This is a genomic window from Streptomyces polygonati, assembly GCF_042650325.1.
Taxonomy (GTDB): Bacteria; Actinomycetota; Actinomycetes; order Streptomycetales; family Streptomycetaceae; genus Actinacidiphila; species Actinacidiphila polygonati.
In genome coordinates, this window is the sequence record NZ_JBHSBB010000007.1 from 500,300 (window position 1) to 527,254 (window position 26,955).

Consider the following 26,955-nt stretch of genomic DNA (forward strand, 5'->3'; position numbering starts at 1 on the left):
CGCCGCGGATCAGTGCGGGGCGCCGAGCACCGACGGCAGCAGCGTCACGTCGTCGGCCTTGACGTACTCCACCCTCGCGCCGAGCTGGATCTCGTAGTAGAGCTGGCTGCCGCGCACCACCCGGTGGCTCGCGGTGTCGAAGGTCACCGCGTAGAAGTACTCGCCGTGCACCGCGCCGCCGACCACATAGCGCTGGCCCGCGGGCACCTGGTACGGCATCGGGCTGAGCGCCTGGACGGGCACACCGGCCGGGAAGGCGGACGCCTCGGGGTAGGCGCGGCCGTAGACCGGGACGGCGGCGAGACCCGCCTTCGGGGTGATCACCAGGCCGACCGAGTCCACCGCCGCCGGGTCCGCCGCCGGGTCGTGGAACCACGCCTTCTGGCCGAGATACCACACCGCTGTCCAGTCACGCCGCCGCTCGGCGACCGCGAACTGCTGGCCGGTCGAGGCCCGCGCGCCCATGTCGTTGACCCCGGTGGTGCTCGCCCCGGTCGCGCCGTGCAGCCCGGTGTCGCGGACCAGCGGCGCGTCCTGGCTGGGGGCGGTGTAGAGGCGTACGGCGGTCGAGCCGTGCGCCGGGCAGGTGTCGCCCGCGGTGACGCAGCCGGTGTAGAGCGGTTGGTTCGTGCCGTAGTCCGGGTCGATCGTCACGATGCCGCCCCAGGAGCCGGCCGTGGCGCGGACCGGGGCGCCGAGCAGTGCCAGGTAGTGGCCCCAGTCCCAGTACGGACCCGGGTCGGTGTGCATCCCCGGGATGTAGTCGGCGGTGGGTCCCGGCACATTGTCGTGGCCGAGGATGTGCTGCCGGTCCAGCGGTATGCGGTATTCGGCGGCCAGATACCTCACCAGCCGGGCCGACGCCTGGTACATCGCCTCGGTGTACCAGGCGTCCGGATCCACCAGGAAGCCCTCGTGCTCGATGCCGATCGACTTGGCGTTGGTGTACCAGTTGCCCGCGTGCCAGCCCACGTCCCTGGTCCTCAGATGCTGGGCGACATGCCCGTCGGACGACCGGACGGTGTAGTGCCAGGCCAGATACGTCGGATCCTGGACCAGCTGCATCGCGCTGTCCCACGAGCCCTCGGTGTCGTGGATGACGATGGTGTCGATCTTCTCGTCGAACGGGCGGTCGGCGAGGTCGTGGTTGCCGTAGTCGCCGCCACCGGTCTGCTCGTACGGCGCCGGCACCCACTCGCAGCCCAGCCCCGGCGGGCACTCGGTCCCGGCGGTGTCCGACGGGCGCAGGCCGACCCGGGCCGCCTGACCCGGGGCCGGCCGCAGGGAGGGCAGGGCGGTCAGCGCCACCCGCTGGCCGGCGTCGGTCGTCCTGCTCCGGCCCTGCCGGATCGCCGCGAAGACGTCGTCGGCGAAGGAGTCCGCGGTGGCCCGGTCGTCGGCGCCGGAGTAGCGGGCCACGGCGGCGTACCAGTCGGCGGGGTCCGCGCTCTCCGGCAGGCCGAGCGAGGCCTGGGTGTCGGCCAGCAGGGCGGCGCCGCCGGCCGCGTTGGCGGCCGGGTCGGTGCGCAGCGCCGCCGCGGACAGGCCGGTGAGGGTGGCGGCCCGGTCCAGGGTGGTGAGGGCGGCCGGCAGGGCCGCGACATCGGGCGCCTCGACGGTCACCCGGGTGATCAGCGGCCGGGAGGTGTCGCCGCGGCCGTCGTCCCCGCCGTCGCCGACCGCCGCGGCCGGGTGGTCTTCCAGCGCGGTGCGGGCGTCGGTGAGATGCATCGGTCCGTAGCCGCCGGTGACGCTCGGCATGCCCTGGTGACCGTCCCAGCGGGACTCCAGGTAGGACACACCGAGTAGCACGCTCTGCGGCACGTGATAGCGCCGGGCGGCGTCGTCGAAGGCCCGCTGGAGCGGGCCGGCCGCGGCGCCCGGCGCCGGTTCCGCGGCCTGCGCCGTCCCGAAGAGGGGCAGCAGGGCCGCGGCCGCGGCGACCGCCGTCACCGTACGCGGGAGACGCCGGGCGCGGCGTATGTGGGACGGGGGAGCGGTTCCTGGCACAGGTCCTCCTCCATGAGATGCCGGTCCATCGGCCATCACAGAGGTATCCGCTGACGGAACGTCCGTCAACCGCCTGTCAGTTGCCCGTCAGCCGTCCGTCAACATCCGTCCGCCCGTCACTTGCCCGTGGGCGCGAAAGTCCGCCCGCGTCGGCGCCGGCTCAGCGGGTGCCCACCGCCGCTCTGACCGCCCCGCGCGCCATCCCGCAGTCGTCGTGCAGCCTCCGCAGCAGCAGCCGCTGCTCCTCGCCCGCCTCGGCCGAGCCCGGCGGCACCGGACCGGTCGCCCGCATGGTGCGCTGCACGGCCAGCTCGTAGGTGCGGATCTCCCGGGTCAGCACCAGCATCAGATTCACCAGGAACGCGTCCCGCGCGGCCGGCCCGGCGTCCTGCGCCTGCTTGCTGATCTGCCGGCGCGCGGCGAGGTCGTCGCCGAGCACCGTCCACAGCACCGCCAGGTCGAAGCCCGGCAGATACCAGCCGGCGTGCTCCCAGTCGACCAGCGAGGGCCCCGCCGGGGACAGCAGCACATTGGACAGCAGCGCGTCGCCGTGGCAGAACTGCCCCTGGGCGTGGCTGAGTCCGTGCAGCAGCTTGTGCAGGTCGCCCATGTCCCGGTCGGTCAGCAGCCCGAGTTCGTGGTAGCGGTTGATCCGCGCCGGATAGTCGATCGGGGCGTCGAAGGAGCCGGGCGGCGGCCGCCACATATTGATCCGCGAGTACGCCGACAGAGCGGCGCGCACATCGCCCCTGGTCGGCGGATGCGAGGGGTGCCGCTGGGGCGACACCACCCGGCCGGGCATCCGCTCCATCACCAGCACGCAGCTCTCCGGGTCGGCGGCGATCAGCCGCGGCGCGCGGACCGGCGGCCGATGCCGTACGAAGGTGCGGTACGCGGCTATCTCATGGCGGAAACGTTCCGCCCAGGCGGGGGAGTGGTCGAGCAGGCACTTGGCGACCGCCGGGGCACGGCCGGAGCTGCCGATCAGCAGCGCCGTACGGCCGCCGCGGCGCATCAGCTGGACTGGGGTGAACTCGGGACAGATGCGCTGTACCGCGGCGACCGCGCTGCGCAACTGGGCGCCCTGCGGGCCGGTCAAGTCGATTCTCCCGCTGAGCGGATGGGAGCCGGTCGCCGGACCGCGCCGGACCGCGGTGACCTGGCGGGGTCTGGGCCCCGGCTCGACGACCGACGGGTAGGCGAGGCGGGGCGGGGCGGACACGGAGGACGATGCCGGATACATGACGGAGAGCAGATCCCTTCGCGTGCCTACGAGTTCAGGGGCGCCACCACAGCGGTGACGGGCGGGGCCGAGTCCGTACCCGCCGGCCGGGCGCCGCACCCTGGGGAATGCGGACCCGGCCGGTGGAGACGGCCCGTCCTCGCGCCGTACCCTCCCGGCCCCGGTCCCCTGAAGGACCGGCCGGAGCCCGGCAGTTGCCGGGCGGGGTGGCGCTTTCCTACCTGACACCCGGGCGCGGGTGGCAGACCATCTGGCGGACCCTGGCGAACCCTGGCGAATACTCGCGGCGCCGATGCCGCCGGGAATACTGTCAACTGTGCCGAGGAACCTGGGGGCTTGACGTGGGCAGCGAAGCCAACACCCGACTCGCGGACCTGTTCGGCCTCACCGGCTGGTCCAAGGGCGAACTCGCACGGCTGGTCAACCGGCAGGCGGCGGCCATGGGCCACCCGCAGCTGGCGACCGACACCTCGCGGGTGCGCCGCTGGATCGACACCGGCGAATCGCCGCGCGATCCCGTGCCGAAGGTGCTGGCGGCGCTGTTCACCGAGCGTCTCGGCCGTGTCGTGACCATCGAGGATCTCGGGTTCGACCGGCGCCGGCAGACAGGGAAGAGACAGACCGGGAACGGCCTGCCGTTGTCGCAGCCGGAACGAACCGCCGAGGCCCTCACCGAATTCACGGGAATGGACCTCATGCTCAACCGACGCGGTCTGGTGGGCGCGGGCGCCGCGCTCGCCTCCGGTTCCGTACTCAGCGCGGCCATGTACGAGTGGCTGCACACCGATCCGGCCCTCGCGGCCGACGCCCCCGTTTTCGACGACCCCCTGCACGCCGACCCCTCCGACCACGACCGCTACGAGGCCGCCCCCGTCGGCTTCCAGGAGATCGAGTCCCTGGAGCACTCCGTCGAGGTCTTCCGGGCCTGGGACGCCTCCCGCGGCGGCGGCCTGCAGCGCAAGGCCGTGGTGGGCCAGCTCAACGAGGTGGGCGGCATGCTCTCCTACCGCCATCCGCCGCAGCTGCAGGCCCGCTTGTGGGGAGTGGCCGCCAACCTGGCGGTGCTGGCCGGCTGGATGTCGCACGACGTCGGCCTGGAACGCACCGCCCAGAACTACTTCGTGCTCGCCGCGCACGCCGCCCGGGAAGGCGGCGACCGGCCGCGGGCCGGCGAGGCGCTGTCCAGAGCCGCCCGCCAGATGGTGCACCTCAACCGCCCGGAGGAGGCGCTGGACCTGATGAAGCTGGCCAAGACCGGCGGCGGGGACAGCGCCCCGCCCCGGACCCTGGCCATGCTGGAGACCATCGAGGCCTGGGCGCAGGCGGCCATGGGCCGCGGCCAGGAGGTGCGGCGCACCCTGGGCAACGCCGAGGACCTCTTCGTCTCCGACCGGAGCGACGTGGCGCCGGCGAGCTGGATGCAGAACTTCGACGAGGCCGATCTGCACGGCATGCAGGCGCTGGCCTTCCGCACCCTCGCCGACTTCGAGCCGTCGGCGGCCGTACCCGCGCAGCTCCACGCCGAGCAGGCGATCGAGCTGCGCACCGGCGGCCATGAACGCTCGACGATCTTCGACTATCTCTCGCTGGCCGCCGCCTGCTTCATCGAGGGCGACCCCGACAAGGCCGACGCCCATGCCCGCCGGGCGCTGCTGCTCATCGGCCAGACCTCCTCGCACCGCACCTGGGACCGGTTGTACGCCACCTATCAGCTCAGCGAGCGGTACGCCGGGCACCGCCGGATCCAGGACCTGCGGCTGGAGATCGAGGCCGTGATGCCCCGCCGCAAGGCCAGGAACACCGGCCGGGCTCCGTTCAGGAACCCCGGCGGCAGGGGCAGCGGGAGGATGTCCGTATGACCGGGCCTCCGACCGATTCCCGGCCGGGCAGGGCCGTCGCACCGGCCTGACGCCGAACGGGCCGGACTCCCATCACCGGCCGGACCTCCACCCGCCGGGGCCGCAGGCGCCCTCAGGCGATCCTGGCCACCAGTACGCAGGCGTCGTCCTCGCGCTCGGGGACGCCGAACTCCTCGGCCACCAGCCGCACGCAGTCCTGCGCGGATCTCGCCCGGGCGAACAGCGGTGCCATCGTCAGCAGACGGTCGGCACCGCTGTGCGTGCCCGCGGCGGTGTCGGCGGCCCGGCGCGGGACGAGGCCGTCGGTGTGCAGCAGCAGCAGATCGCCGGGCAGCAGCGGCTCGCTGGCCTGGGCGTATTTCGCGCCCGAGGTGGCGCCGAGCAGCACCCCGTCCGGCGAGGCCAGCATCCGTCCGGCGCCGGCCCGGAAGAGCAGCGGGGCGGGATGGCCGGCCTGCGACCAGTGCAGCGTCCGGGAGCCCGGTTCGTAGCGGCAGCACAGCGCGCTGCCCAGGGCGGGCTGCGGCGAGGTGTCCAGCAGTTCGTTGAGCCAGCCCATCAGCGGACCCGGCTGGAGGCCGGCGACGGCCATCCCGCGCAGCGCACCGAGCAGCATCGCCATGCCCGAGGTGGCCGCGACGCCGTGTCCGGTCAGATCGCCGACGGTCAGTAAGGAGGAGCCGTCCGGGAGCTGCATCGCGTCGTACCAGTCCCCGCCGATCAGCCCGCTGCTGGCGGAGGGGAGGTAATGCGCGGCGAGGTCCATCGTGACCGGGCCTCCGTCCTGCGGAAACCTCAGCGTGCCGCGCCAGGGGGGCAGGACCGCCTCCTGCAACTCGACCGCCATCCTGCGCTCGGTCTGCGCGATCCGCCGCTGCCGCTCCAGGGAGTCACGGGTCTCCCGCAGGGTGCGCTGGCTGCGGCGCAGATCGCTCACGTCGCGGATCACCGCCCACATCGACGCGGTGCCGCCGTCGGCGCCGAGCACCGGCTCACCGACCATGTGCACCGTGCGTACCGAGGCGTCCGCCCGCACGATGCGGAACTCGCCGTCGATCGGCCGCCCGTCGACGAGGCACCCGGTCACCATCTCCGTCAGCAGTTGCTGGTCCTCGGAGAACAGCCACGAGGGCAGCTCGTCCAGGGTCAGCGGGCCCTCCTCGGCGGACCGGCCGAAGATGCGGTAGAGCTCGTCCGACCACTGCACCTCGTCGGTCAGCAGATCCCACTCGGCGCTGCCGGCCCGGCCCAGCGCCCCGACCGCCACCGGATCGGGGACCGGGGCAGGGACCGGGTCGGGCGGCGGGCCGCCGTCGCCGGCCGCCTCCAGGACGAAGCCGTCCTTGAGCTGGCCGAGCTGGGTGCCCAGATCGTCCAGCTGATGGACGGCCAGATCGCACAGCGCCCGCTGCCAGCGCAGCCGGGGGTCCTCAGCGCCGACCGCGGTGTCCCGCAGCACCGAGTCCACCCGGGTGCGCAGCTGGCGCGCCTGGGTGATGAGCGCGTCCACCGCACCGGGATCCGGCGGCTGCGCTGCGGTGTGATCCGCGTGCGTAGGGGACGGCATGACGCACTCCGAACGTGTCTGCTGGCAGGCGCTTGGGCGGCCGTGGCGGACGGGAAGGACCGGTAACGACTGTTGCACAGGGAGCGATGGGTCGTAAGGGTTTCCGCGATACCCGATCCGGTGGTGCTCCTGGCATGTGCCAAGAGCCCGGCGATCTTCAAGCCACCCGGCGGCCACCTCCCGGCCACCGCGCGGGCCGGCGTCCCACCGCCGGGAAGCGACATCCCGGCGCCGGAATCGGTAGGCTTCCGCCGCCCGTCCCCACGGAATCCTTGCTACCGGTAGGTATGGAACGCACGGCCTCAGGTAAGGATGCCGGGCATGGGCAGCGGAAATCCCGTTGCCTCGATTCCCCCCGCACCGGATGCTGACCTCATGTTCGACCCAGACATAGCGCCCAGCGGCACCCTTCTCGGCCTCCTCCAGAGGGGACGCGGAGACGGGCCTCTGCATGCCCTGGCGGCGCCGCGGGCGGAGGCCCTCGCCGCCCTGGAGGAGTGCGTGCTGCGCGACCCCCGCCTGGACTGGCGGGTGGAGTCGCGCTCCCTCTACTACGCGCGCCTGTACTCCGACCTGGAAGGCCCGCTCGACGGGATCGAACAGCACCTCTTCCACCCGGACGACCTGATCGCCCCCGACGAGCACCGCTGCGGTCTGGCGCTGTCCGTCCTCGGGCACCTGGCCGGATACGGCCGCCGCGACGCCTTGCGGCTGCTGCGCCGCTACGCCGCGACCGGGGGCTGCTGGGAGTGGGCCCTGGACGAACTGGCCGTCCGCGACGACGAGGCGGCCCTGCGCGCCCTCGGCCCGGCCGTGGTGGCCCGCTTCCCGCACAGTCCCGAGGGCGAGGCGGCCCTGGCCCGCGCCCTGCGCGAGGCCTACGAACCGCGGCCCTGGCAGCTGTGGGCCGAGGACAGCGTCCACCCCGACACCGCCCGGCGCGTCACCCGCGCCCAGGAACAGGCGTCCTTCGACCGCTGGCAGCGCCAATTGCGCCCCGCCGGGCCCACTCCCGGCTGGAGCGTGGCCGCCGTGCTCGACTGGGCCCAGCAGGGCCTGGCCGCCCACCCCTCGGTGGAGCGCGACCAGCCCGCCGCCCGCTGCCTGACCGCCGTGGCCGGTAACGAGGACCGGCCCACGCTACTGGACGCCGCCCTGCACGGGCCGTCCGCCGCCCGCGCCGCCGCCCTGCGCCATCTCACCGACCGCCGCGACCCCAAGCGCCTCGACCTGATCGAGGCCGCCGCCGGCTGCGGCGACGAACGGGTGGAACGCGCCGCCGTGGAGTCCTTCGAACGGCTCCGCGACGAGGACGCCATGACCCGGGCCCGCCTCTGGGCGGTCCGCACCGATCTGCTCGGCTCCGCCGCCGCCCGCACCCTGGCCCGGCACGGCGGCCCGCAGGACGGCGGCCTGGTGCTGGCCGCGCTGCGGCGCACCGTGCAGACCGGCGGCGCCGACGCCGAAGGGCTCGACGCCCTGGTCGAGGGCACCGGACGGCTCGCCGCCGGCGTCCCGGGCGACGAGGGACAGCTCACCGCCTGCCGCGCCGCCCCCGTACTGCGTCACCTCTACCGGGAGACGTCCTCCTCGCAGCTGCGCGGCGCCGCGGCCCGCGCGCTCGCCGCCGCCGACCCCGGCTTCGGCGCCGGCTTCGCCGTCGAGTGCCTGTGGGACTGCGAGGAGAGCACCAGGGAACTGGCCGCGCACCGGGCCGCGTCGGGCGATGTGCGGGTGCTCACCCAGCTGCGCCGGCTGGCCGCGGACCCCGCCGAGGAGGCCGAGGTGCAGACCGCCGTGCGAGGCCGGCTGAGCTCCGGAGGTTCCCCGCGATGAGCCGTGATCCCAAAGCTCATGGTGCGTTTCACTAGGGGACAGATCCACGTGGCCCTGACAACTTCAAATACGGCGACAACCACCGTATGCGAGTCGCCATCGTCACCGAGTCCTTCCCACCCGACATCAACGGTGTGGCCCACTGCGCCCTGCGCACCGCCGAACACCTCGCCCGGCGCGGCCACGACCCCCTGGTCATAGCGCCGGCCGGACCGCACGAACCGGAAGCCGGCCAGGACCCCTGCCCGGTCATCCGCGTCCCCTCCCTGCCGCTGCCCGGCTACCCGCAGGTGCGGGTGGCGCTGCCCGGCCGCCGCACCGCCGCCGCCATCGCCGCCCACCGCACCGAGATCGTGCACCTGGCCAGCCCCTTCGTGCTCGGGGTGCGCGGGCTGGCCGCCGCCACCCGGCTGCACCTGCCCGCCGTCGCCGTCTACCAGACCGATCTGGCCGGCTACGCCAAGACCTACCTCAACGCCGGTGAGGCCGCCGCCTGGCGCCGGATCCGCGGGGTGCACACCGCCGCCGCCCGCACCCTCGCCCCCTCCACCGCCTCCGTCACCGCCCTGGAGGAGCAGGGCGTGCCGAGGGTCCACCTGTGGCCGCGCGGTGTCGACTCGGTCCGCTTCCACCCCGCCCACCGGGACGAGGCGCTGCGCCGCGAACTCGCCCCGCGCGGCGAGCTGATCGTCGGCTACGTCGGCCGGCTCGCCGCCGAGAAGCACGTCGAACTGCTCGCCGAGACCTGCGCGCTTCCCGGCGTACGGGTGGTGATCGTCGGCGACGGCCCCAGCCTGCCCACGCTGAGGTCCGCGCTGCCCGGCGCGGTCTTCCTCGGCCGCAGAACCGGGGGCGACCTCGCCCGTGTCTACGCCTCACTCGACGTCTTCGCGCACACCGGCCCCTTCGAGACCTTCTGCCAGACCGTCCAGGAGGCCATGGCCAGCGGCGTGCCGGTGGTGGCCCCCGCGGCCGGCGGCCCGCTCGACCTGGTGGACCACGGCCGCACCGGCCTGCTGGTGCCCGCCGGCGACGCCACCGCGCTGCGCGTCGCCGTGCAGATGCTGCACTCCGACCCCCGGCTGCGCATCCGCTACGCCGCCGCCGCCCGGGCGGCGGTGGCCTCCCGCACCTGGGAGGCCGTCGGCGACCAACTCCTCGACCACTACGACCAGGTCCTCGGCGAACGCAAGGCGGCAGCGGCATGACCACCCCCTTCGACGACGCCCTGTCCCCCCGCGAACCGGAGCGCGGTCTGCGCATCGTCCGGCTGGCCAACTTCGTCACCCCCGTCTCCGGCGGGCTGCGCACCGCGCTGCGCCACCTCGGCGAGGGCTACGCCGCGGCCGGGCACGAGCCGGTGCTGGTCGTCCCCGGCCCCGCCACCTCCGACGAACTCACCGCGCAGGGCCGGGTGATCACCCTGCCCGGCCCGGAGATCCCCGGCTCCGGCGGCTACCGCGTGCTGGGCCGCCGCGCCCCGGTCGAAGCGGTGCTGGAGTCGCTCAGGCCCGACCGGCTGGAGGTCTCCGACCGCACCACGCTGCGCTGGACCGGCGAATGGGCCCGGCGGCACCGCGTCCCGGCGGTGATGGTCTCCCACGAGAGCGCCGACGGGGTGCTCGGCACCTGGGGCCTGCCGGTCGGCGCCGCCCGCCGCACCGCCGACGCCCTCAACCGCCGCACCGCCCGGTCGTACACCAAGGTGGTGTGCACCACCGCCTGGGCCGCCGCCGAATTCGAGCGGATCGGCGCCCGCAACATCGTCCGCGCCCCGCTCGGCGTGGACCTCGCGGGCTGGCACCCCGCCTTCCACGACCCGGCGGTCCACCGGAAGTACGCGATGGGCGCCGAGATACTGCTGGTGATGTGCTCGCGGCTGTCCCCGGAGAAGAAGCCGGACACCGCGCTGCACACGCTCGCCCGGCTGCGCGCCGCCGGCGTCGACGCGGCGCTGGTGGTGGCCGGCGAGGGACCACTGCGGGCCCGGCTGACCACCTACGCGCGCGCCGCCCGGCTGCCCGTCACCTACCTCGGGCATGTCGCGGACCGGACGGAGCTGGCCGCCGTACTGGCCAGCGCCGATGTCGCGCTGGCCCCCGGGCCGGTGGAGACCTTCGGCCTGGCCGCCCTGGAGGCGCTCGGCTCCGGCACCCCGGTCGTGGTCAGTTCCCGCTCGGCGCTGCCCACCCTCGTCGGCCCGGCGGGCGCCGCCGCCGACACCCCCGACGAGTACGCCGCCGCCGTCCGGCGTCTGCTGGCCGAGCCCGTCGCGGAGCGCAGGGCGAGGGCCCGCACCCGGGCCGAGCTGTACACCTGGCCGGCCGCGGTCGACGCCTTCCTGACCGTGCACGGTGCCGCGCTCGCCCCCGACCGGCTCTCCCAGCGGACACCGTCGTGACCGCCGGGCGATCGGTGGTGCGGTTCGCCGTGCTCGGGGACTCGCTCAGCGAAGGGGTGGGCGACCCGCTGCCCGGCGGCGGGTGGCGCGGCTGGGCCGCGCTGCTCGCCGGGGGGATCACCGAGCGGCCGCAGGACACCGCGGTCGTCAACGCGGCCTGGAGCGGGGCCCGCACCGGTGACGTGGCCGGCCGGCAGCTGACCGCAGCGCTGCTGCACCGGCCGCGGCTGGCGTCCGTCGTGGCCGGCGGCAACGACACGCTCCGCGGCAACTTCGACATCCAGGCCGTCGCCGCGGACCTGCACACCACGATCGGGATGCTGCGGGCGACCGGGGCCGACGTGCTCACCGCCTGCCTGCCCGACCCCGGCAGCGTGCTCAACCTGCCGTGGCCGCTGGCCAGGCCGCTGGAACGGCGGATGCGGGCGCTCAACGACACCGTGCACGTGCTGTCCGCGCATCACGGCGCCCTGCATGTCCACGCCGCCGACCGACCCTGGACCACCAGCCCCGGCGCCCTCAGCGCCGACCGGCTGCACCCGAGCGAGACCGGACACCGGCTGCTCGCCCGCGACTTCCACGCCCGGCTCACCGCGGCCGGGATCGCCACCGGTCCGGCGCCCCGGGCGGAACCGGACGGTGCGCCGCCCGGACCCGCCTCCTCCGTATGGTGGATGGCCACCCGCGGCACCCGCTGGGTCGCCGACCGCTGCACGGATCTGGTCCCCGACCTGATGCGGCTGGCATGGGAGGAGTACCGGCACGAGAGCCGTGGCACCGCGCCGCTGCTCGACCTCGCCGCCGCCGACGCCACCGCCCGCGCGCTGGCGGACCTCGGCCTGGTGTCCGGGCCGGCCGATCACACCCAGCGGGTGGAACGCACCGGCACGAAACGGATCCTCGTCCCGGGCGGTGACTGGGCGGCGGCCGGAAGCGACTCCTCGGGCACGACACCGATCACCGGATAGCCGCCGGTGGTCGGATGATCGGCCAGGAAGACGACGGGGCGGCCGTCAGGGGGGACCTGGACGGCGCCCAGCACCATGCCCTCGCTGGGGAGTTCACCGTCGCGGGCCCGGTCCAGCGCCGGGCCCAGAGTGCGCAGCCCGATCCGGTTGGACTCCGGGGAGACGGCGTAGCGGCCGACGGCCAGGGTCCGGAGCGCGCCGGGCGTGAACCAGTCGTCGCGCGGCCCCGGCGTCAGCGGCAGCACCAACTCCCGGACCTGGCCCCCGTACCCGACCGCGTCCGCGCCCGCGCTGCGTCCCCCGGCCGGCCCGACCGGCAGCTCGTCGCCGTCGGCAGCGGGCCGCGGTCCCAGTCCGGACAGCAGATCCGTCGAACGGCTGCCGAGCACCGCGGGCACCTCGACACCGCCGCCGACCGCCACATAGGCCCGCAGCCCCCCGGTCGCTGCCCCCACATCGAGCAGCGCGCCGGCCGGCACCCGCACCGCCGCGCCCCAGGCAACCGGCCGCCCGTCCAGCCGGACCGCGCAGGCCGCGCCCGTCACGGCCAGCACCACCGGCCGCGACGGCCGCACCGCACAGCCGCTCACCGTCGTCTCCAGCGTGGCCGCCCGCTCCGGATTGCCCACCAGCCGGTTGGCCAGCCGGTGCGCCGGCAGGTCGAGCGCGCCGGAACGCGGCACTCCGAGGTGCGCGTGGCCGGGGCGGCCGAGATCCTGCACCGTGGTGAGCGCGCCCGCCCGGACGACCTCGAGCACCCGTCGGGACGGTGCCGGCCGGCTCATCGGGCCTCCTCGGTGAACCGTACGTCCGTGCCCGGGACCAGCAGCGCGGCCGGCTCCCGCGCCGGGTCCCACAGCGGGACCCCGGTCGTACCGATCAGCTGCCAGCCGCCCGGGGAGGAGCGCGGATAGACCCCGGCGTAGGGGCCCGCCAGCGCGACCGAACCCGCGGGGACGGCGGTCCGCGGAGTGCCGCGGCGGGGCAGCCGGAGACGCTCGGGCAGCCCGGTCAAGTAGCCGAAACCCGGGGAGAATCCGCAGAAGGCGACCCGGAAGGCGGTGCCCCGGACGATCCGCACGGCCTCCCCGACCGTGACCCCCCACCGCTCGGCGACCTCGGCGAGATCCGGCCCGTCGAAGCGCACCGGCAGTTCCAGGGCTTGGCCCCGCCCGGCCGCGACCGGGGGTACGTCCCAGCGCGCGACCTCCACCGCGAAGGCCCGCGGATCGTCCAGGCCGGTGATCAGTACGGTACGGGCGGCGGGCACGATCTCGGTGACCCCGGCCAGCTCGCCGGCCGCCCGCCGCCGCAGCAGCTCCGCGTGCAGCGCCTGCGCCCGCTCTCCGTCCCCGGTCTCCACGAGCACGCCGGAGGCACCGGCCCGCAGTACGCGTACGGTCGGTTTCATCCCCGGACTCCCGTCGGCCGCGCCGGGGGCCGTCCGACCCGGTTGTCGGTCATACGAACGCCCGTCGGCTGAACGCCCCTCATACGAACGCCGCCACGCGCAGCCCGGCCGACTCCAGCGAGGCGCGGACGCGGGCGGCCAGCCGCGCGGCGCCGGGCGTGTCGCCGTGCACGCACAGCGACCGGGCGGCGACCTCGACGCGCTCACCCGTCAGGGCGGTGACCCGGCCGTCCCGGGCCAGCCGCACCGACCGCTCCACCACCGCGTCCCCGTCCTCGATCACCGCTCCCGGCTCGCGGCGCGACACCAGCGAGCCGGCCGCGGTGTACGCCCGGTCCGCGAACGCCTCGCCCACCGCCCGCAGTCCGGCCTCGCCGGCCGCCCTGAGCAGGTGCGACCCCGGCAGGCCCAGCACCGGCTGCCCGCCCGCCAGCCGGACCCCCGCCACCACCGCGGCGGCCTGCTCCGCGTCGTGCACGGTCCGGTTGTACAGCGCGCCGTGCGGCTTGACGTACGCCACCGCCGAGCCGGCCGCGCGGGCGAACACCTCCAACGCGCCGATCTGGTAGGCGACCTCGGCGGCCAGCTCGTCCGGCGGCACGTCCATCGCACGACGCCCGAAACCCGCCAGGTCGCGGTACGACACCTGCGCCCCGATCCGCACCTCCCGCTCGGCCGCCCAGGCACACACCCGCCGCATCGTCGCCGGGTCGCCCGCGTGGAAGCCGCAGGCGACATTGGCGCTCGTCACCACCGACAGCAGTGCCTCGTCGTCGGTCAGCCGCCAGCGTCCGAAGCCCTCGCCGAGGTCCGCGTTGAGATCGATGACCGCATCCGTCATGATGATCCGTCCGGTGTCGTTTCCGCTGCCGCTGGCGCGGGTTGCCGTCTTCGGCACGATCATGGCATGCCCGCCCCGTGGGGGTCCGTGCCGTTTCGTGCGTTGTCGGTGGCACCGCTTAATGTGTGGGACGTGACCACCACCGTCCCGTACTCGCTGCCGGGCGCCGTCCGCCCGGCACCGGGCCCGGCTGCCGACGAGGGCCTGGCCCGCCGGCTGAAGGCGCTCGCCTGCACCGCGCCGCTGCACGACCTGGACACCCGCAAGGCGAATCTGGCCGGCGAGTACTCGGTGTACGCGATGGCCGAGGTGGCGCTCGCCGCGATCGACCTGGTCACGCTCAACATGGACTTCGACACCGGCGCCGACCACGACCAGATAGTGACCAGGCTGCTGCCCCGGATCGCCGCGCAGGCCCCCGCCAGGACACCGGCCGAGCACGAGCGGGTGGCCCGCTGGGTGCTGGAGAACCTGATCAACGTCGGCAGCGCGGACCGCGGGTTCCGCGCGGTGTACGGCACGTTCGGCGCCGACGGCGCCTATGTCCGGCGCGACTACGACTTCAAGCTGATCGAGGAAGTGCCGGCGCCCGGCGGCGCCCTGTATCTGCGCACCACCGACGAGGCGGTCAACGTCCTGGTGGGTGCGCTCGACACGGACGTCACCAGCGCCCAGATCGCGGCCGAGGTCAAGTTGGAGGTGCTGATCAGCCGCGGCCGGCTGGCCGACGCCCAACTCGCCGCCGAGCAGGCCCGCTACCGCACCGTGCAGTACGCCGAGACGCTGCGCCGCACCCTGGAGGCCACCCGGCGCAACGTCCGGGCGGTGGACTGGCTGCGGCAGGTGCCGGACATGATCGCCGAGGCGCTCGACCACGTCGCCGACCGCTACCGGCACGAGAACGCGATCCTCACGAACATCCGGAAGGCCAGGGACGAGGCGGAGGAGCCCGAGCACAAGCGCCGGGCCGCCGAGCTGGTGGACATCGTCAAGGACTGCATCCGGCGCCACACCCAGTTGCAGTCGCGGCTGCTGGAGGCCGGGCCGCTGTTCCGCGCCGAGCAGGACCGGCAGGCGTTCGCGGCGCCGCCCGCGCGGGCCGGGCTCGATCTGTACGGGCAACTGCTGGCGCCGCTGCTGCCGCTGCCGGTGGAGCAGGCGTCGCGGGTCACCGACGCGTTCTTCGCCCGGGGGGCGGGGCTGCGGACACCGGCCTCCGTGCGGGTCACCGACCTGGTGGACGCGCTGCTCACACCGCCGGTCGAGCGCGAGCACCTCGGAGCAGAGATGCCGGAGCCGGACCTGGTGGCCACGCCGGACGACTCCCGCTTCTCGGAAGAGCAACTGGAATCCGCGCTGGAACTCCTGGCCCTTCCGCCCGACGCCCCCCGTCGCCTCTCCGGCCTGCTCGCCGAGGCCCGCCTCCGCGACCCCGACCTCCCCTACCTGCTCGCTCTCCTGTCCATCCACGCCGCCTCCCCACCCGTCGGCACCGCCCACCGCCAGGGCGAGCCCCACCTCCTCTTCGCCGTCGACGACGGAACCCCTCTGACCGACCCCGAGTTCGGCGGCGCCGACCTCATCCTCGGCACGGCCCGCCTGTCGGCTCACCCATCGGAGCCGGCATGACCCCTCCCCTCTCTTTCTTTCCGCCCCGGCGAGCGGGCCTTCCGGCCGGGACACGGTGGAACAGGGCGGGTCGGACCCCACCGTCCACCGCCGCAGCGGCGAGCCCGCCGGCTCCCACCGCCCCGCCCCGGGCCTGCCGTCGCCCGCGACGGCGGATTCCGGCGGTGCCGGTGTGGGCTTCGGAGCGGGGTGCCGCAGGGCCGCGGTGTGTTGGGGTCAGCCCGTTGGCGGGGCCGGGTTTCTTGTCGTCCCGGCGGCTGCCCGACGCTCCGGCTGGGCCCGAGCACGCACGTCCCACCCGCACTTGTCGCCGAACGGACTTTCGTTCCGCCGCAGCGGCGATCAGCTACGACGGCGGGCCCCGGCGGTGCCGGGCCGGCTCCTGGGTATGCCCGGAGGGCCCGTCGGCTCCCCGACGCCCCCGGCCGGGCAATGGGGAGTCCGCCCCACCGGGACGTGTGGTCGGCGCGCGCGGCGTCTTCCGGCGCGGTGCCGATCGGTCGGGACGGCGGAAGCGGTCTTCGGGGCAGCGGGCCGCAGGGCCCGGTCAGTCGGGCACCGGCTCCGCGTCATCCGGACCGGGTGCGGGCGACCCCGCCCGCACCGTCTGCCGGAGGCGCCGGCGGAGCCGGCCCGTGTCGTTTGTCTTCGCCCGCCGGCGGAGCCCAGTGGTGAGGAGAGGTCGACGTGAGTGAGAGCCGGGAGGAAGGGGCGGAGCTCAGGGCCTCCGCGGTGAGTGCGGGTGATGTGGCCGAGGCCGCGCGGCTCGTGGGGTTCGGGCTGCAGCCCAAGCTGGTGCCCGCGCGCGACGCGGAGTACGCCGAGCTGATCCGGCGCTATCGGGAGGAGCCCGCCTTCGCCCGGCTGGCGGACGCGGTGGCCACCGGACTCGAACTGATCGTGCTGGAGGTGTCACCGCGGGCCGGCATGGCGGTCGCAGCCGGCGAGGACTCCGTGTTCGCCGTGCGGATGGGGGACTACGCGCGGCGGGCCGCCTCCGACGCCGGGGACCGGTTCCTGCACGGGCTCGCCCATCTCGCCGCCGCCGCTCTCGCGTTCCCGCGCCCGGAAGACCTGGCGGACGACGGCTACGTCGGCCGTATCACCGTGCACGGCGTGGACGCCTTCGTCCGCCAGGCCTGCCGCCGGCTGGAGGAAAGCGCCGACGAGTCCGGCCGGAACACCGACCCGGCCACCGACGCCCCCGGCCTGGAAGCGGCCTGGCGGGTCTGGGCCCGCCGCAGCGCCACCGGCGCGACCAAGGACGCCCGGCGGCTGGCTAGTTCCACCACCGGCATTATCGGCAAGGCCGTCGCCTTCCTGGTGGACTCCGGCTTCCTGCAGCGCACCGGGGACGAGTCCGGCGGCACCTACCGCACCACCGCCCGCTACCAGTTGCAGGTCCGCGACATGGCGGGCAGCGCCGCCATGGCCGAACTCCTCGACCTGGGCCTGGTCCCGGTCGGCGACGGCACCGCCACCCTCGTCCCGGCCGCCGCCGGGGACGCGCCGGAGCTGGCCGTCGACGCCGGACTGCCCTTCCACGCCCCCTCCTGACCCACCGCCACTCCTGTACTCCTGACCCACCGCCGCTCCCGACCGGCCCCCCGGCCGTCCCGACCGCCCATACGAGAGTCCGCCGCATGTACGAGCTTTCCCGCATCCGCCTCTACTCCATCGGGCCGGCCGGCGCGCGCTACGCCGACACCGTGCTCGATCTGCGGGGCGTCGGCGAACCCGTGCCGCGACCGGCCCCCGCCCAGGGCGACTTCTTCGCCGACGAGCCGTCCGGACCGCCGCGCCGCCCCGCCCCCGCGGGCGTGCTCTTCCTGGAGAACGGCGGCGGCAAGTCCGTCCTGCTCAAGCTGATCTTCTCGGTGATGCTGCCCGGCCACCGCAACACCCTCGGTGGCGCCAGCTCCGGCGTGCTGCGCAAATTCCTGCTGGCCGAGGACTGCGGCCATGTCGCCCTGGAGTGGCAGCACACCCTCACCGGTGAACTCGTCGTCGTCGGCAAGGTCTGCGAATGGCGGGGCCGCCAGGTCTCCACCGACCCGCGGAAGTTCGCCGAGGCCTGGTATTCGTTCCGGCCGGGCCCCGGACTCGGCCTGGACGCCCTGCCGGTCGCCGAGGCCACGACCGTGCGGCCGCGCGCCGAGGGCGCCTCGGGAGCCCGCGGCCGGCGCCGCACGATGAAGGGCTTCCGGGACGCGATGACCGAGGCCGGAAAGGCGTACCCGCATCTGGAAGTGTTCTGGGAGGAGATCCACGACCGGTGGAACGAACACCTCGGTGACCTCGGCCTGGACCCCGAACTCTTCCGCTACCAGCGGGAGATGAACGCCGACGAGGGCGAGGCGGCCGGCCTGTTCGCGGTCAAGAAGGACTCCGACTTCACCGACCTGCTGCTGCGCGCCGTCACCGACACCCGCGACACCGACGGCCTCGCCGACCTGGTGCACAGTTTCGCCGGCAAGCTGGGCCGCCGCGCCGAGCTGACCGCCGAACGCGACTTCACCGCGGGCTCGCTGGACCTGCTGGAGCGCATCGTCGAGGCCGCCGACACCCGGGATCGGGCCCGCGGCGTGCACGCGCAGTCCGAGCGCCGCACCCGCGGCCTGGCCCGGCGGCTGTCGGCCCGCGCCCAGCAGGAGCGGGGCCGGGCGGTCGAGCTGGCCCAGCACATGGCCCAGGCCGCCCACCGCGTCACCGACGCCGAGCAGGCGCGCGGCGGCGGCGCCCGGATCGCCGCCGAACTCGCCTACCGCCACGCCTCACTCGCGCTGGCCGCCGCCGACAAGGACGCGGCCGCGCTGCGTCGCGAACTCGGCGACGCCCGCACCCTGCACGCCGCCTGGCAGACCGCCGAGACCGTGCTGCGGCACCGCGCGGCCGGCGACCGGCTGGAGCGGGTCACCGCGGCGATCCGGGCGGCCGAACGGGACGCCGCTCCGGCCCTCGCGGCGCGCACCACGGCGGCCGGCCATCTCGTACGGGCCCTGCACGCCGCCGCCGCCCGCGCGGAGGAGCAGGCGGACGCGGAGGAGGAGCGCTCGGCCGAGCTCCAGCGGCTCTCCGAGACCGCCCACCATGACGCGACCGCCGCCGCCACCGAGGCGCAGCGCGCCCGCAGCGAGAGCGAGCACCTCGGGCAGCGCCTGACCGAGGTGGAGCAGGAGACCGCCGAGGCGGTACGGACCGGATGGCTGGACGACTCCGCGCCGGACGCCGACCCGGCCAGAGCGGCCCTCGCCGCCTCGGACGCCGAGAAGACCGCCGAGGCACTGGCCCGCGCCGCCGCCGAGAGCGCCACCGCGGCCACCGCCCGCGCCCGTGAGGCAGCCGCCGCCGAGGCCCGCGCCGAACTCGCCGCCGCCCGGGCCGCCGACGCCCTGGCCGGCGCCGAGTCGGCCCGCTCGGTGGCCGCGGTCGCCGCCACCGCCCTCGCCACCGACCCCCGCCTCACCGACCTCCTCGGCCTCCCCGCGCCCGCGCCCACCGGCAGAGTCCCGGCAGCGCGTACCCCGGACGGCGCGGCCCGCCCGGCAGCCGACTCCGCACCCCGTACGGCGCCGGCGGAGCCCGCGGAAGAGGCCGCCGACCCGGCCGAGCCGCACCGGCGCGGAGCCGGCACCGCCTCCGACCCGACCCCCGACCGCACTCCCGACACCCCGCTGACCGCCGCGGAGCTGGACCGCTTCGCCGACACCCTGCGCGAACTGCTGGACGACTCGGTGGCCGCCGCCGAGCGCCAGCTCTTCGAGCTGCGCACCGCCGCCGCGGACGACACCCGGATCCTCGGCGCGCTGGGAGACGGCGGGCTGCTGCCGCCCGGGCCCGACGTACTGGCCACCGTCGAGTACCTCGGCGAGCACGGCATCCCCGCACTGCCCGGCTGGCGCTACCTCGCGCAGGCCGTGGACCCGGTCGACCACGCGGTGGTCCTCGCGTCCCGGCCCGAACTGGTCGACGGCGTGGTGGTGACCGACCCGGACACCTATGTACGGGCCAGGGAGGTGCTGGAGCAGGCCGCGCTGCTGCCGCGTTCCACCGTCGCCGTCGGCACCGCCGCCGCCCTGCTCGCACCGCCGCCCGCCACCGGGGGCGCGCCGGAGGTCTTCCTGGTGCCGCCCAACCCGGCGATGCATGACGAGATGGCCGCCGACGGGGAGCGGCGCGAGCTGCGGGCCAGGGCCACCGCCCGGGAGGAGGAGATCCGCGCGCTGGCCGCCCGGTTGGCGCACGACCGGACACTCGCCGCCCGGCTGGCCTCGTGGCGCTCCTCCTGCCCGCCGGGACGGCTGGGCGAACTGGCCGCGCAGGTGGACGCGGCGCGCGAGACAGCGGACCGGGCCCGTAGCGGTCTCGCCGCGATCCGTGCCGAGCGCGCCGAGGCCGAGGCCGCCGCGGCCGAGGCGGCCGGCGAGAGCGACGTACGCCGGTCCGCCGCCGAACAGGCCCGCCGCCGCGCCGACGCGCTGGCCGGACTCGCCCACCGGCTGCGCGAGCGGGCCAACTGGCAGCGCCGCAACAGGGAGCTGGCCGCCGACGCCGGCGAGGCGGAGGCCCGCGCCGAAGCGTGCCTGGCGAGGGCCCGGGCCGCCGACGAGGACCGCCGGGCCGCCCAGCGCGGCTCCGACGACGCCCGCCGCACCGCCCGCGTGCTGCGCGCCGAACGCGCCGAGATCGCCGGCGCCCCCGAGGACACCCCCGAGAGCGGGCCCGCGGCGCCCTTCGCCGCCTCGCTGCCCGCCCTGCGGGAGGCGTACCGCGCGGCCTCCGAGGTCTATGAGAAAGTCGGCGTCGGCGCCGATCTGCGCGCCGAACAGGCCCGCGCCGAAAGCACCGAGAACGCCGCCCTCGCCGAACTCGAACGCCTCACCAACAAGGTCCGCAGCCGCGCCGCCCGCCTTCTGGAAGGCCCGGACGGCGCCGACGGCCCCTCCCGGCAGGCCGCCGCAGCCCGCGCCGAGCAGCTCGTCCAGACCCTGGAATCGCGCCAGTCCAGCGCCAGCGAGCGGCTCGGCCGGCTGCGGGGCGACGCCGAGCGGCTCGCCCCGGCGTCCGGTGAGGCGCACACCGACCTGCCGGACGAGCTGCGGCCGCGCGACGCCGAGCACGCCCAGGAGCTGCTGCGCGCCGCCAACGCCGAACTCGCAGCCCGTACCGACGCGCTGGACCACGCGAAGGCGGCCCACGAGGACATGGTCCGTACCCACCGCGCCGCCGAGGACGCGGCCGGCGGCTTCGACGAGATCACCGCGATGCTCCGCGACCTGCTCCGGGACGGCCCGCAGCCGCCGGTGCACGACGACGAGCCCGAGCCCTATGCCGGCAGTCCGCAGGAGGCCCGCTCGGCCGCCGCCGAGGCCCGCCGCGGGCTGCGCGGCTGCGCCGCCGACCTGTCCGCCGCCGAGACCCAGCTGCGCGAGGCCGCCGACGTACTGATCCGGCACGCCAACGCGGTCCGCTACGAACAGGTCCGCACCCCGGCCCGCCAGCAGATCAGGGAACTGCCCGCCGCCGCGCTGCCCGACCACGCCGCCTCCTGGGCCGCGGCCTTCGCCCCCCGGCTGCGCGTGCTCGGCGACGAGCTCGACCAGCTGGAGCGCAACCGGGACAGCATCGTGGACCGGCTGCGCGGCCTGGTGGAGTCCGCACTCGCCACCCTGCGCTCCGCCCAGCGGCTGTCCCGGCTCCCGGAGGGCCTGGGGGAGTGGTCGGGGCAGGAGTTCCTGCGCATCCGCTTCGAGGAGCCCGACCAGACCGTGCTCGCCGACCGCCTCGGCGAGGTCATCGACGAGGCGACCCGCGCCGCGGTCCGCAAGAACTCCGATCTGCGCCGGGACGGCATGACGCTGCTGCTGCGGGCGGTCGCCTCGGCCCTGGAGCCGCGCGGGATCGCGGTGGAGATCCTCAAGCCGGACGCCGTGCTGCGCGCCGAGCGGGTCCCGGTCGGGCAGATGGGCGACGTCTTCTCCGGCGGCCAGCTGCTCACCGCCGCCATCGCCCTCTACTGCACCATGGCCGCGCTGCGCAGCAACGACCGCGGCAGGGACCGGCAGCGGCACGCCGGCACCCTCTTCCTGGACAACCCCATCGGCCGGGCCAACGCCACCTACCTGCTGGAGCTGCAGAGGGCGGTGGCCGACGCGCTCGGGGTGCAGCTCATCTACACCACCGGGCTGTTCGACACCACCGCGCTCGCCGAATTCCCGCTCGTGGTGCGGCTGCGCAATGACGCCGACCTGCGGGCGGGGCTGAAGTACATCAGCGTCGAGGAGCATCTGCGGCCCGGCCTGCCGGTGCCCGACCCGCACGGGGAGCCGGTGCACGGCGAGATCACCGCGACCCGGATGTTCCGCAGGCCCGCGGAGCAGGCCGCCCCGGCAGGGCCGTGAGCCGACGAGGGCTCGGCCCGTGAGACGGCCGGCAAGCCCGTAACCCCCGTCGCCCAATGGGCCGGTGAGCCCCCGGCCCCGCCCTCAGGCGCCGTACGTCCGCGGGATGTGATGCCGGCGCCGACCGGCCCGCTGCCGCCCCGCCAGCCGCGCCGTCCGCCGGGCCCTGCGCCGCTCCCTGCGCAGGGCCCGCGCCGCACTGCTCGGGCTGGACTCCACCCCGTCGCGCTGGTTCCACACCTGCCGGGTGACCCACACATCCAGCACCGACCAGGTGGCCACCACACACGTCAGCACGGTGAACAGCATCATCGGGGCGCCGAGCCACGAGTGCCCGACGGTCAGCAGCAGTTCGATCACCGCCTCGATCATGGCCACCGACACGATCAGCACCGCCCGTACCGCCGCCGACCGCACCGGATCGGGCAGCCGGGCGGTACCGACGGGCTCTTCCTCCCACACGGATTGGCTCTCGAGCTCCATACATGGTGCCTGCCCCAAAAAATCCCGGTGCATTCAGGAGGTACGTTTCCGGCCAGACCGTCGCAACCCGGTGGAGTCGCTTTCGAGTTCACCCGAATGCAGTAGTAGGCTCACGCCGTTTAAACGCGACAGACGACCCCCGGAGCGGGGAAGACGTTGGGGAGGCCATGCGCTTTCGCGGTACGACGATCCGCCGGAAGATCGTGGCGCTGCTGCTGATCCCATTGGTGTCACTGACTGCCATCTGGGCCTTCGCCGCCACCATCACCGGCCGCGCGGTGTTCGGCCGGCCGGACATCCAGCTGGTCGCCAACAACGTGGCCTACCCGGCGGAGTCGGTCATCAGCGGCCTCCAGCAGGAGCGGAAGGTCGCCCTCATCTACGTCGCCAACCCCCGTGACTCCCAGGCCCGGGTCGCCTTCAACAAGCAGGAACAAGCCACCGACAGCGCGGTCGCCACCCTGCGCACGAAGGTCTCCGCCCTGCACGTCCGCGGTGAACTCGACACGACATCCCGCGCCAATCTGGACATCCTGCTCACCACGGTCCAGGGCGTGACCTCACTGCGTCAGCGGGTGGACAACCAGCACATCGCCCGCAACGACACCTACGAGGCGTACAACGCGCTGCTCGATCCGGCCTACGACCTGTTCGACACGCTCAACCCGATGACCGACAGCGCGCGGGACGCCCAGCGCCGCGCCGGCATCAGCCTGATGCGTGCCCGCGAGGAAGTCAGCCGCGAGGACGCCCTGATGACGGTGGCCATCAGCAGCGGCCACATCAGCGCGACCGAACTGACCTCCTTCGCCTTCGCGGTCGCCGTCGAGCGCAACTACTACGCCGACAATCTGCAGGCCCTGGACGACGACCTGCGCGCGCCCTACGACGCCTACTGGCAGAGCGCCAACGGCCTGGCGCTGCGCAAGGCCCAGGATCAGGTGATCGCGGCCGGTCCCGACGACGCCCCGGTGGTCGCCGCCCACCTCCAGTGGCCCGTGCTGGCCGACAACGTCTTCGACGACCTCGGCAGGCTGAACAACACCACCACCTCCGACTTCACCAAGCAGGCCGGACCGCTGTCCACCACGGACGTCGTCGAGGCGGCGATCGCCGGCGGGCTCGGGCTGATCGCGGTGATCGCCTCGATCATCGTCTCGGTGCGGATCGGCCGCAGCCTCATCCGCGACCTGACCGGACTGCGCCGCGAGGCCCAGGAGGTCTCCGGCACCCGGCTGCCGCGCGTCATGCGCCGGCTGGCGGCTGGCGAGCAGGTCGACGTCGAGACCGAGGTGCCCAGGCTCCAGTACGCGGACGACGAGATCGGCCAGGTCGGCAAGGCGCTCAACACCTTGCAGCGCACCGCGGTCGAGGCCGCCGTCCGCCAGTCCGACATGCGCAAGGGCGTCTCCGACGTCTTCGTGAACCTCGCCCGCCGCAGCCAGGTCCTGCTGCACCGCCAGCTCACCTTGCTGGACGCGATGGAACGCCGTACCGAGAACGCCGAGGAACTCGCCGACCTCTTCCGGCTGGACCACATGACCACCCGTATGCGGCGGCACGCCGAGGGCCTGGTCATCCTGTCCGGCGCCGCGCCCTCCCGGCAGTGGCGCCGCCCGGTCCAGCTGATGGACGTGGTCCGCGCCGCCGTCGCCGAGGTCGAGGACTACGAGCGGATCGAGGTACGCCGCCTGCCCCGGCTGGCGGTCAGCGGCGCCGCGGTCGCCGACCTCACCCACCTGCTCGCCGAACTCATCGAGAACGCCGCGGTCTTCTCCCCTCCGCACACCCAAGTGCGGCTGCACGGCGAACCCGTGGCCAACGGCTTCGTGCTGGAGATCGACGACCGCGGTCTCGGGCTGACACCGGACGCGCTGCTCGAAGCGAATCTGCGGCTGGCCGAGACCCCCGAGTTCGAGCTGTCCGACACCGACCGCCTCGGCCTGTTCGTGGTCAGCCGGCTCGCCCAGCGGCACGGCGTCCGGGTCTCGCTGCGGCAGTCGCCCTACGGCGGCACCACCGCCGTGGTGCTCGTCCCGGCCGCGCTGCTCACCGAGACCGGCGACGACACCGGGTCGGTACGGATCGGCGACGCCGCCGAGCCGCGGTCCGGCAAGCACGCCGGCGACACCGAGCACACCTTCCGCCAGTGGGGCCTGGACGGGGCCGGCGGCGAGACCCACAAGGAGCACGCCGCGCACCCGGACGAGCCGGCCGCCCTGCTGGAGGAGGACCCGGAGCTGGAGGAGCCGGTGCCGCTGCCCCGGCGCCGCCGCAGCTCCCCGGTGCTCGTCTCCGACCACGGCAGGCCGGTGGGCGACTCCAAGGACCATCCGGACCCGGAGCCGGAACCGCGGGTCGACACCACACCGCAGCCGCTGCCCCCGGTCCAGCCGGTGCAGTCCGGACCGACGGCCCGGCCCGCGGCGCCCGCGCGGCCCGCGGCCCCGCAGGCCGGCGGCAAGCCCGCGGGCGGCGGGACCGTGCTTCCGCGCCGGGTCCGGCAGGCCAACCTCGCCCCCCAGCTCCAGCAGCAGAGCCCCCCGGCCCAGCCGGCCGAAGAGGTCAGGGAGCGGTCCGCGGACGAGGTGCGCGACCGGATGGCGTCACTCCAGCGCGGCTGGCAGCGCGGTCGGGAGCTCGCCGAGGCGGACTCCGACGACACCTCGACATCCGTACCGAGAACGACACCTGAGGGGAACGGTCGATGACCACACCATCGAGCCCGACACGCGAGCTGAGCTGGCTCCTCGATGATCTGGTCGCCCGAGTGGCCAGCATCCGCAAGGCCCTGGTCCTGTCCGGGGACGGCTTGGCCATCGGCGCCTCCGAGGGCCTCACCCGTGAGGACTCCGAGCATCTGGCCGCCGTCGCCTCCGGCTTCCACAGCCTGGCCAAGGGCGTCGGACGGCACTTCGGCGCGGGTGGTGTCCGGCAGACCATGGTGGAACTGGACGAGGCCTTCCTGTTCGTGACCTCGGCCGGGGACGGCAGCTGCCTGGCCGTCCTCAGCGACGCGGATTCCGACGTCGGGCAGGTCGCCTACGAGATGGCTCTGCTGGTCAAGCGGGTGGGAGCCCACCTGGGCTCCGTACCGCGGCACGACGGCGGCACCGCGCTCAGTGGCTGACCACCGATGAGCTGACGGACGGGGTGACGGGGTGACGGGGTGTCATGACTTCTGAATCGGACCGGTGGTACGACGACGCGGCAGGGCCGGTGGTACGGCCCTACGCGATGACGCGCGGACGTACCAGCCACGCGGCCGAGGCGAAGATCGACCTGATCGCCCTGGTGGTGAGCGGGAGCATGGTCGGCGACGACAACGCGCTCGACGACCACTCCCTGTCGCCGGAACATCTGGACATCGTGGAGCGCTGCCAGCTGCAGGCCACCTCGGTGGCCGAACTCGCCGCGGACCTCGACCTGCCGGTCGGGGTGGTGAGGGTGCTCGTCGGCGATCTGCTGGAGGGCGAGCATGTGCACATCCACAAGCCGGTGCCACCGGCCGAACTGCCGGACGAGAGAATCCTGCGAGAGGTGATCAACGGCCTGCGCGCCCTGTAGCGCGCCGGCCGCCGTCATGACGGACGCCACCGGGCCGTCATGACGTTTCCCCCCCACCCGTCAGCGATGTATCCGCTAGAGAAGCAGAGAAGAGACCATGGCCGTCGTCCGCTCCGAACGCCGCTCCACGTTGTCCGCCGCCGAGCCGGTGGCGCTCAAGCTGCTGGTGGCGGGCGGCTTCGGCGCCGGCAAGACCACCCTGGTCGGCGCGGTCAGCGAGATCAGGCCGCTGCGCACCGAGGAGTCGCTGAGCGAGCTGGGCCGCCCGGTGGACCTCACCGACGGAGTGGAGTCCAAGCGCACCACGACGGTGGCGATGGACTTCGGGCGGATCACCCTGCGCGACAACCTGGTGCTGTACCTGTTCGGCACTCCCGGGCAGGACCGCTTCTGGTTCCTGTGGGACGAGCTGGCCCAGGGCGCGCTGGGCGCGGTGGTGCTGGCCGACACCCGGCGGCTGGAGGACTGCTTCGCGGCGGTCGACTACTTCGAGCGGCGCGGCATCCCCTTCACCGTCGCGGTCAACTGCTTCGACGGCGCCGAGCTGCACGACCCGGACAATGTCCGCGAGGCGCTGGACCTGGACAGCGGGGTGCCGGTGGTGATGTGCGACGCGCGGGAGCGCGAGTCGGCCAAGAACGTACTGATCAGCGTGGTCGAGCACGCGGCGCAGCTGGCCGCGGAGAATCGCGAGCCCGCCGCCAACTGAGCTGATGTTCTCTCGCGGTTGACGGGATGT

At 74.7% G+C, this 26,955-nt stretch carries 19 protein-coding genes; 12 read left to right on the forward strand and 7 right to left on the reverse strand.

From position 1 onward, the window contains the following. Positions 1-9: 9 nt before the first annotated feature. On the reverse strand, positions 10-2,046 hold the full coding sequence (locus tag ACFO3J_RS08555) for an N-acetylmuramoyl-L-alanine amidase (protein WP_386427728.1): 2,037 nt from the start codon (positions 2,044-2,046) through the stop codon (positions 10-12). Positions 2,047-2,170: 124 nt separating this feature from the next. Further along, on the reverse strand, positions 2,171-3,253 hold the full coding sequence (locus ACFO3J_RS08560) for an aminoglycoside phosphotransferase family protein (protein ID WP_386427730.1): 1,083 nt from the start codon (positions 3,251-3,253) through the stop codon (positions 2,171-2,173). Between the two features lie 341 nt (positions 3,254-3,594). Between ACFO3J_RS08560 and ACFO3J_RS08565 the strand changes: the two genes are divergently transcribed. Then, positions 3,595-5,112 carry a DNA-binding protein NsdB gene (locus tag ACFO3J_RS08565; protein ID WP_386427732.1) on the forward strand — a complete coding sequence of 506 codons (1,518 nt, stop codon included), beginning with the start codon at positions 3,595-3,597 and terminating at the stop codon, positions 5,110-5,112. 112 nt (positions 5,113-5,224) lie between these two features. Here ACFO3J_RS08565 and ACFO3J_RS08570 read toward each other — a convergent pair whose 3' ends face one another. Continuing rightward, positions 5,225-6,679 (reverse strand): PP2C family protein-serine/threonine phosphatase, encoded by a 1,455-nt coding sequence (locus ACFO3J_RS08570; protein WP_386427734.1) that lies wholly within the window; start codon positions 6,677-6,679, stop codon positions 5,225-5,227. 375 nt (positions 6,680-7,054) lie between these two features. On the opposite strand from ACFO3J_RS08570, the gene ACFO3J_RS08575 reads away from it, so the two are divergent. The 4 genes from ACFO3J_RS08575 (at position 7,055) to ACFO3J_RS08590 (ending at position 11,884) form a co-directional block, all read left to right on the forward strand. Then, a complete protein-coding gene (locus ACFO3J_RS08575) occupies positions 7,055-8,515 on the forward strand; it encodes a HEAT repeat domain-containing protein (RefSeq protein ID WP_386427736.1) in 1,461 nt (486 codons plus the stop codon). Positions 8,516-8,601: 86 nt separating this feature from the next. Next, positions 8,602-9,723, forward strand: coding sequence for a glycosyltransferase family 4 protein (locus ACFO3J_RS08580; RefSeq protein WP_386427737.1), 1,122 nt, complete (start codon positions 8,602-8,604; stop codon positions 9,721-9,723). Then, the gene (locus ACFO3J_RS08585) at positions 9,720-10,916 is read left to right on the forward strand and encodes a glycosyltransferase (protein ID WP_386427738.1); all 1,197 of its coding nucleotides are present in this window, start codon (positions 9,720-9,722) and stop codon (positions 10,914-10,916) included. The genes ACFO3J_RS08580 and ACFO3J_RS08585 overlap by 4 nt, the downstream gene beginning before the upstream one ends. Next, entirely contained in the window at positions 10,913-11,884 is a 972-nt protein-coding gene (locus tag ACFO3J_RS08590; RefSeq protein WP_386427740.1) for an SGNH/GDSL hydrolase family protein, read from the forward strand. Before ACFO3J_RS08585 ends, ACFO3J_RS08590 begins: the two co-directional genes overlap by 4 nt. On the opposite strand, the gene ACFO3J_RS08595 is transcribed toward ACFO3J_RS08590, so the two are convergent. The 3 genes from ACFO3J_RS08595 to ACFO3J_RS08605 form a co-directional block, all read right to left on the reverse strand. Beyond that, positions 11,776-12,669, reverse strand: a complete 894-nt coding sequence (locus ACFO3J_RS08595; protein WP_386427742.1) for a 5-oxoprolinase subunit C family protein — start codon at positions 12,667-12,669, stop codon at positions 11,776-11,778. The two genes, ACFO3J_RS08590 and ACFO3J_RS08595, sit on opposite strands and share 109 nt — an antisense overlap. Next, positions 12,666-13,295 carry a 5-oxoprolinase subunit B family protein gene (locus ACFO3J_RS08600; RefSeq protein ID WP_386427743.1) on the reverse strand — a complete coding sequence of 210 codons (630 nt, stop codon included), beginning with the start codon at positions 13,293-13,295 and terminating at the stop codon, positions 12,666-12,668. The genes ACFO3J_RS08595 and ACFO3J_RS08600 overlap by 4 nt, the downstream gene beginning before the upstream one ends. Positions 13,296-13,374: 79 nt before the next feature. Beyond that, entirely contained in the window at positions 13,375-14,136 is a 762-nt protein-coding gene (locus ACFO3J_RS08605) for a LamB/YcsF family protein (protein ID WP_386427821.1), read from the reverse strand. A gap of 132 nt (positions 14,137-14,268) precedes the next feature. Between ACFO3J_RS08605 and ACFO3J_RS08610 the strand changes: the two genes are divergently transcribed. From ACFO3J_RS08610 to ACFO3J_RS08620, 3 genes are all read left to right on the forward strand, one after another. Next, the gene (locus ACFO3J_RS08610) at positions 14,269-15,765 is read left to right on the forward strand and encodes a hypothetical protein (protein ID WP_386427744.1); all 1,497 of its coding nucleotides are present in this window, start codon (positions 14,269-14,271) and stop codon (positions 15,763-15,765) included. Between the two features lie 687 nt (positions 15,766-16,452). After that, entirely contained in the window at positions 16,453-17,322 is an 870-nt protein-coding gene (locus tag ACFO3J_RS08615; protein ID WP_386427746.1) for a hypothetical protein, read from the forward strand. Positions 17,323-17,408: 86 nt separating this feature from the next. Further along, positions 17,409-22,166: a hypothetical protein gene (locus ACFO3J_RS08620; protein WP_386427748.1), complete on the forward strand. Its 4,758-nt coding sequence runs from the start codon at positions 17,409-17,411 to the stop codon at positions 22,164-22,166. Positions 22,167-22,250: 84 nt separating this feature from the next. Here the strand turns inward: ACFO3J_RS08620 and ACFO3J_RS08625 are convergent, their stop codons facing one another. Further along, entirely contained in the window at positions 22,251-22,649 is a 399-nt protein-coding gene (locus tag ACFO3J_RS08625) for a hypothetical protein (RefSeq protein ID WP_386427750.1), read from the reverse strand. 167 nt (positions 22,650-22,816) lie between these two features. Here ACFO3J_RS08625 and ACFO3J_RS08630 point away from each other — a divergent pair, with 167 nt between their 5' ends. From ACFO3J_RS08630 to ACFO3J_RS08645, 4 genes are all read left to right on the forward strand, one after another. Next, positions 22,817-25,360: a sensor histidine kinase gene (locus ACFO3J_RS08630; RefSeq protein WP_386427751.1), complete on the forward strand. Its 2,544-nt coding sequence runs from the start codon at positions 22,817-22,819 to the stop codon at positions 25,358-25,360. Further along, positions 25,357-25,779 (forward strand): roadblock/LC7 domain-containing protein, encoded by a 423-nt coding sequence (locus ACFO3J_RS08635; protein WP_386427753.1) that lies wholly within the window; start codon positions 25,357-25,359, stop codon positions 25,777-25,779. The genes ACFO3J_RS08630 and ACFO3J_RS08635 overlap by 4 nt, the downstream gene beginning before the upstream one ends. 44 nt (positions 25,780-25,823) lie before the next feature. Next, the gene (locus ACFO3J_RS08640; protein ID WP_386427755.1) at positions 25,824-26,216 is read left to right on the forward strand and encodes a DUF742 domain-containing protein; all 393 of its coding nucleotides are present in this window, start codon (positions 25,824-25,826) and stop codon (positions 26,214-26,216) included. A gap of 97 nt (positions 26,217-26,313) precedes the next feature. Then, positions 26,314-26,925: a GTP-binding protein gene (locus ACFO3J_RS08645; protein WP_386427756.1), complete on the forward strand. Its 612-nt coding sequence runs from the start codon at positions 26,314-26,316 to the stop codon at positions 26,923-26,925. Positions 26,926-26,955: the final 30 nt, after the last annotated feature.

Coding starts and splice junctions, on each gene's coding strand:
- ACFO3J_RS08620 (WP_386427748.1), top strand. CDS start 17,409: ATGTACGAGCTTTCCCGCATCCGCCTCTACTCCATCGGGCCGGCCGGC.
- ACFO3J_RS08600 (WP_386427743.1), bottom strand. CDS start 13,295: ATGAAACCGACCGTACGCGTACTGCGGGCCGGTGCCTCCGGCGTGCTC.
- ACFO3J_RS08640 (WP_386427755.1), top strand. CDS start 25,824: ATGACTTCTGAATCGGACCGGTGGTACGACGACGCGGCAGGGCCGGTG.
- ACFO3J_RS08645 (WP_386427756.1), top strand. CDS start 26,314: ATGGCCGTCGTCCGCTCCGAACGCCGCTCCACGTTGTCCGCCGCCGAG.
- ACFO3J_RS08605 (WP_386427821.1), bottom strand. CDS start 14,136: ATGACGGATGCGGTCATCGATCTCAACGCGGACCTCGGCGAGGGCTTC.
- ACFO3J_RS08560 (WP_386427730.1), bottom strand. CDS start 3,253: ATGTATCCGGCATCGTCCTCCGTGTCCGCCCCGCCCCGCCTCGCCTAC.
- ACFO3J_RS08630 (WP_386427751.1), top strand. CDS start 22,817: ATGCGCTTTCGCGGTACGACGATCCGCCGGAAGATCGTGGCGCTGCTG.
- ACFO3J_RS08580 (WP_386427737.1), top strand. CDS start 8,602: ATGCGAGTCGCCATCGTCACCGAGTCCTTCCCACCCGACATCAACGGT.
- ACFO3J_RS08555 (WP_386427728.1), bottom strand. CDS start 2,046: ATGGCCGATGGACCGGCATCTCATGGAGGAGGACCTGTGCCAGGAACC.
- ACFO3J_RS08585 (WP_386427738.1), top strand. CDS start 9,720: ATGACCACCCCCTTCGACGACGCCCTGTCCCCCCGCGAACCGGAGCGC.
- ACFO3J_RS08595 (WP_386427742.1), bottom strand. CDS start 12,669: ATGAGCCGGCCGGCACCGTCCCGACGGGTGCTCGAGGTCGTCCGGGCG.
- ACFO3J_RS08570 (WP_386427734.1), bottom strand. CDS start 6,679: ATGCCGTCCCCTACGCACGCGGATCACACCGCAGCGCAGCCGCCGGAT.
- ACFO3J_RS08575 (WP_386427736.1), top strand. CDS start 7,055: ATGTTCGACCCAGACATAGCGCCCAGCGGCACCCTTCTCGGCCTCCTC.
- ACFO3J_RS08625 (WP_386427750.1), bottom strand. CDS start 22,649: ATGGAGCTCGAGAGCCAATCCGTGTGGGAGGAAGAGCCCGTCGGTACC.
- ACFO3J_RS08635 (WP_386427753.1), top strand. CDS start 25,357: ATGACCACACCATCGAGCCCGACACGCGAGCTGAGCTGGCTCCTCGAT.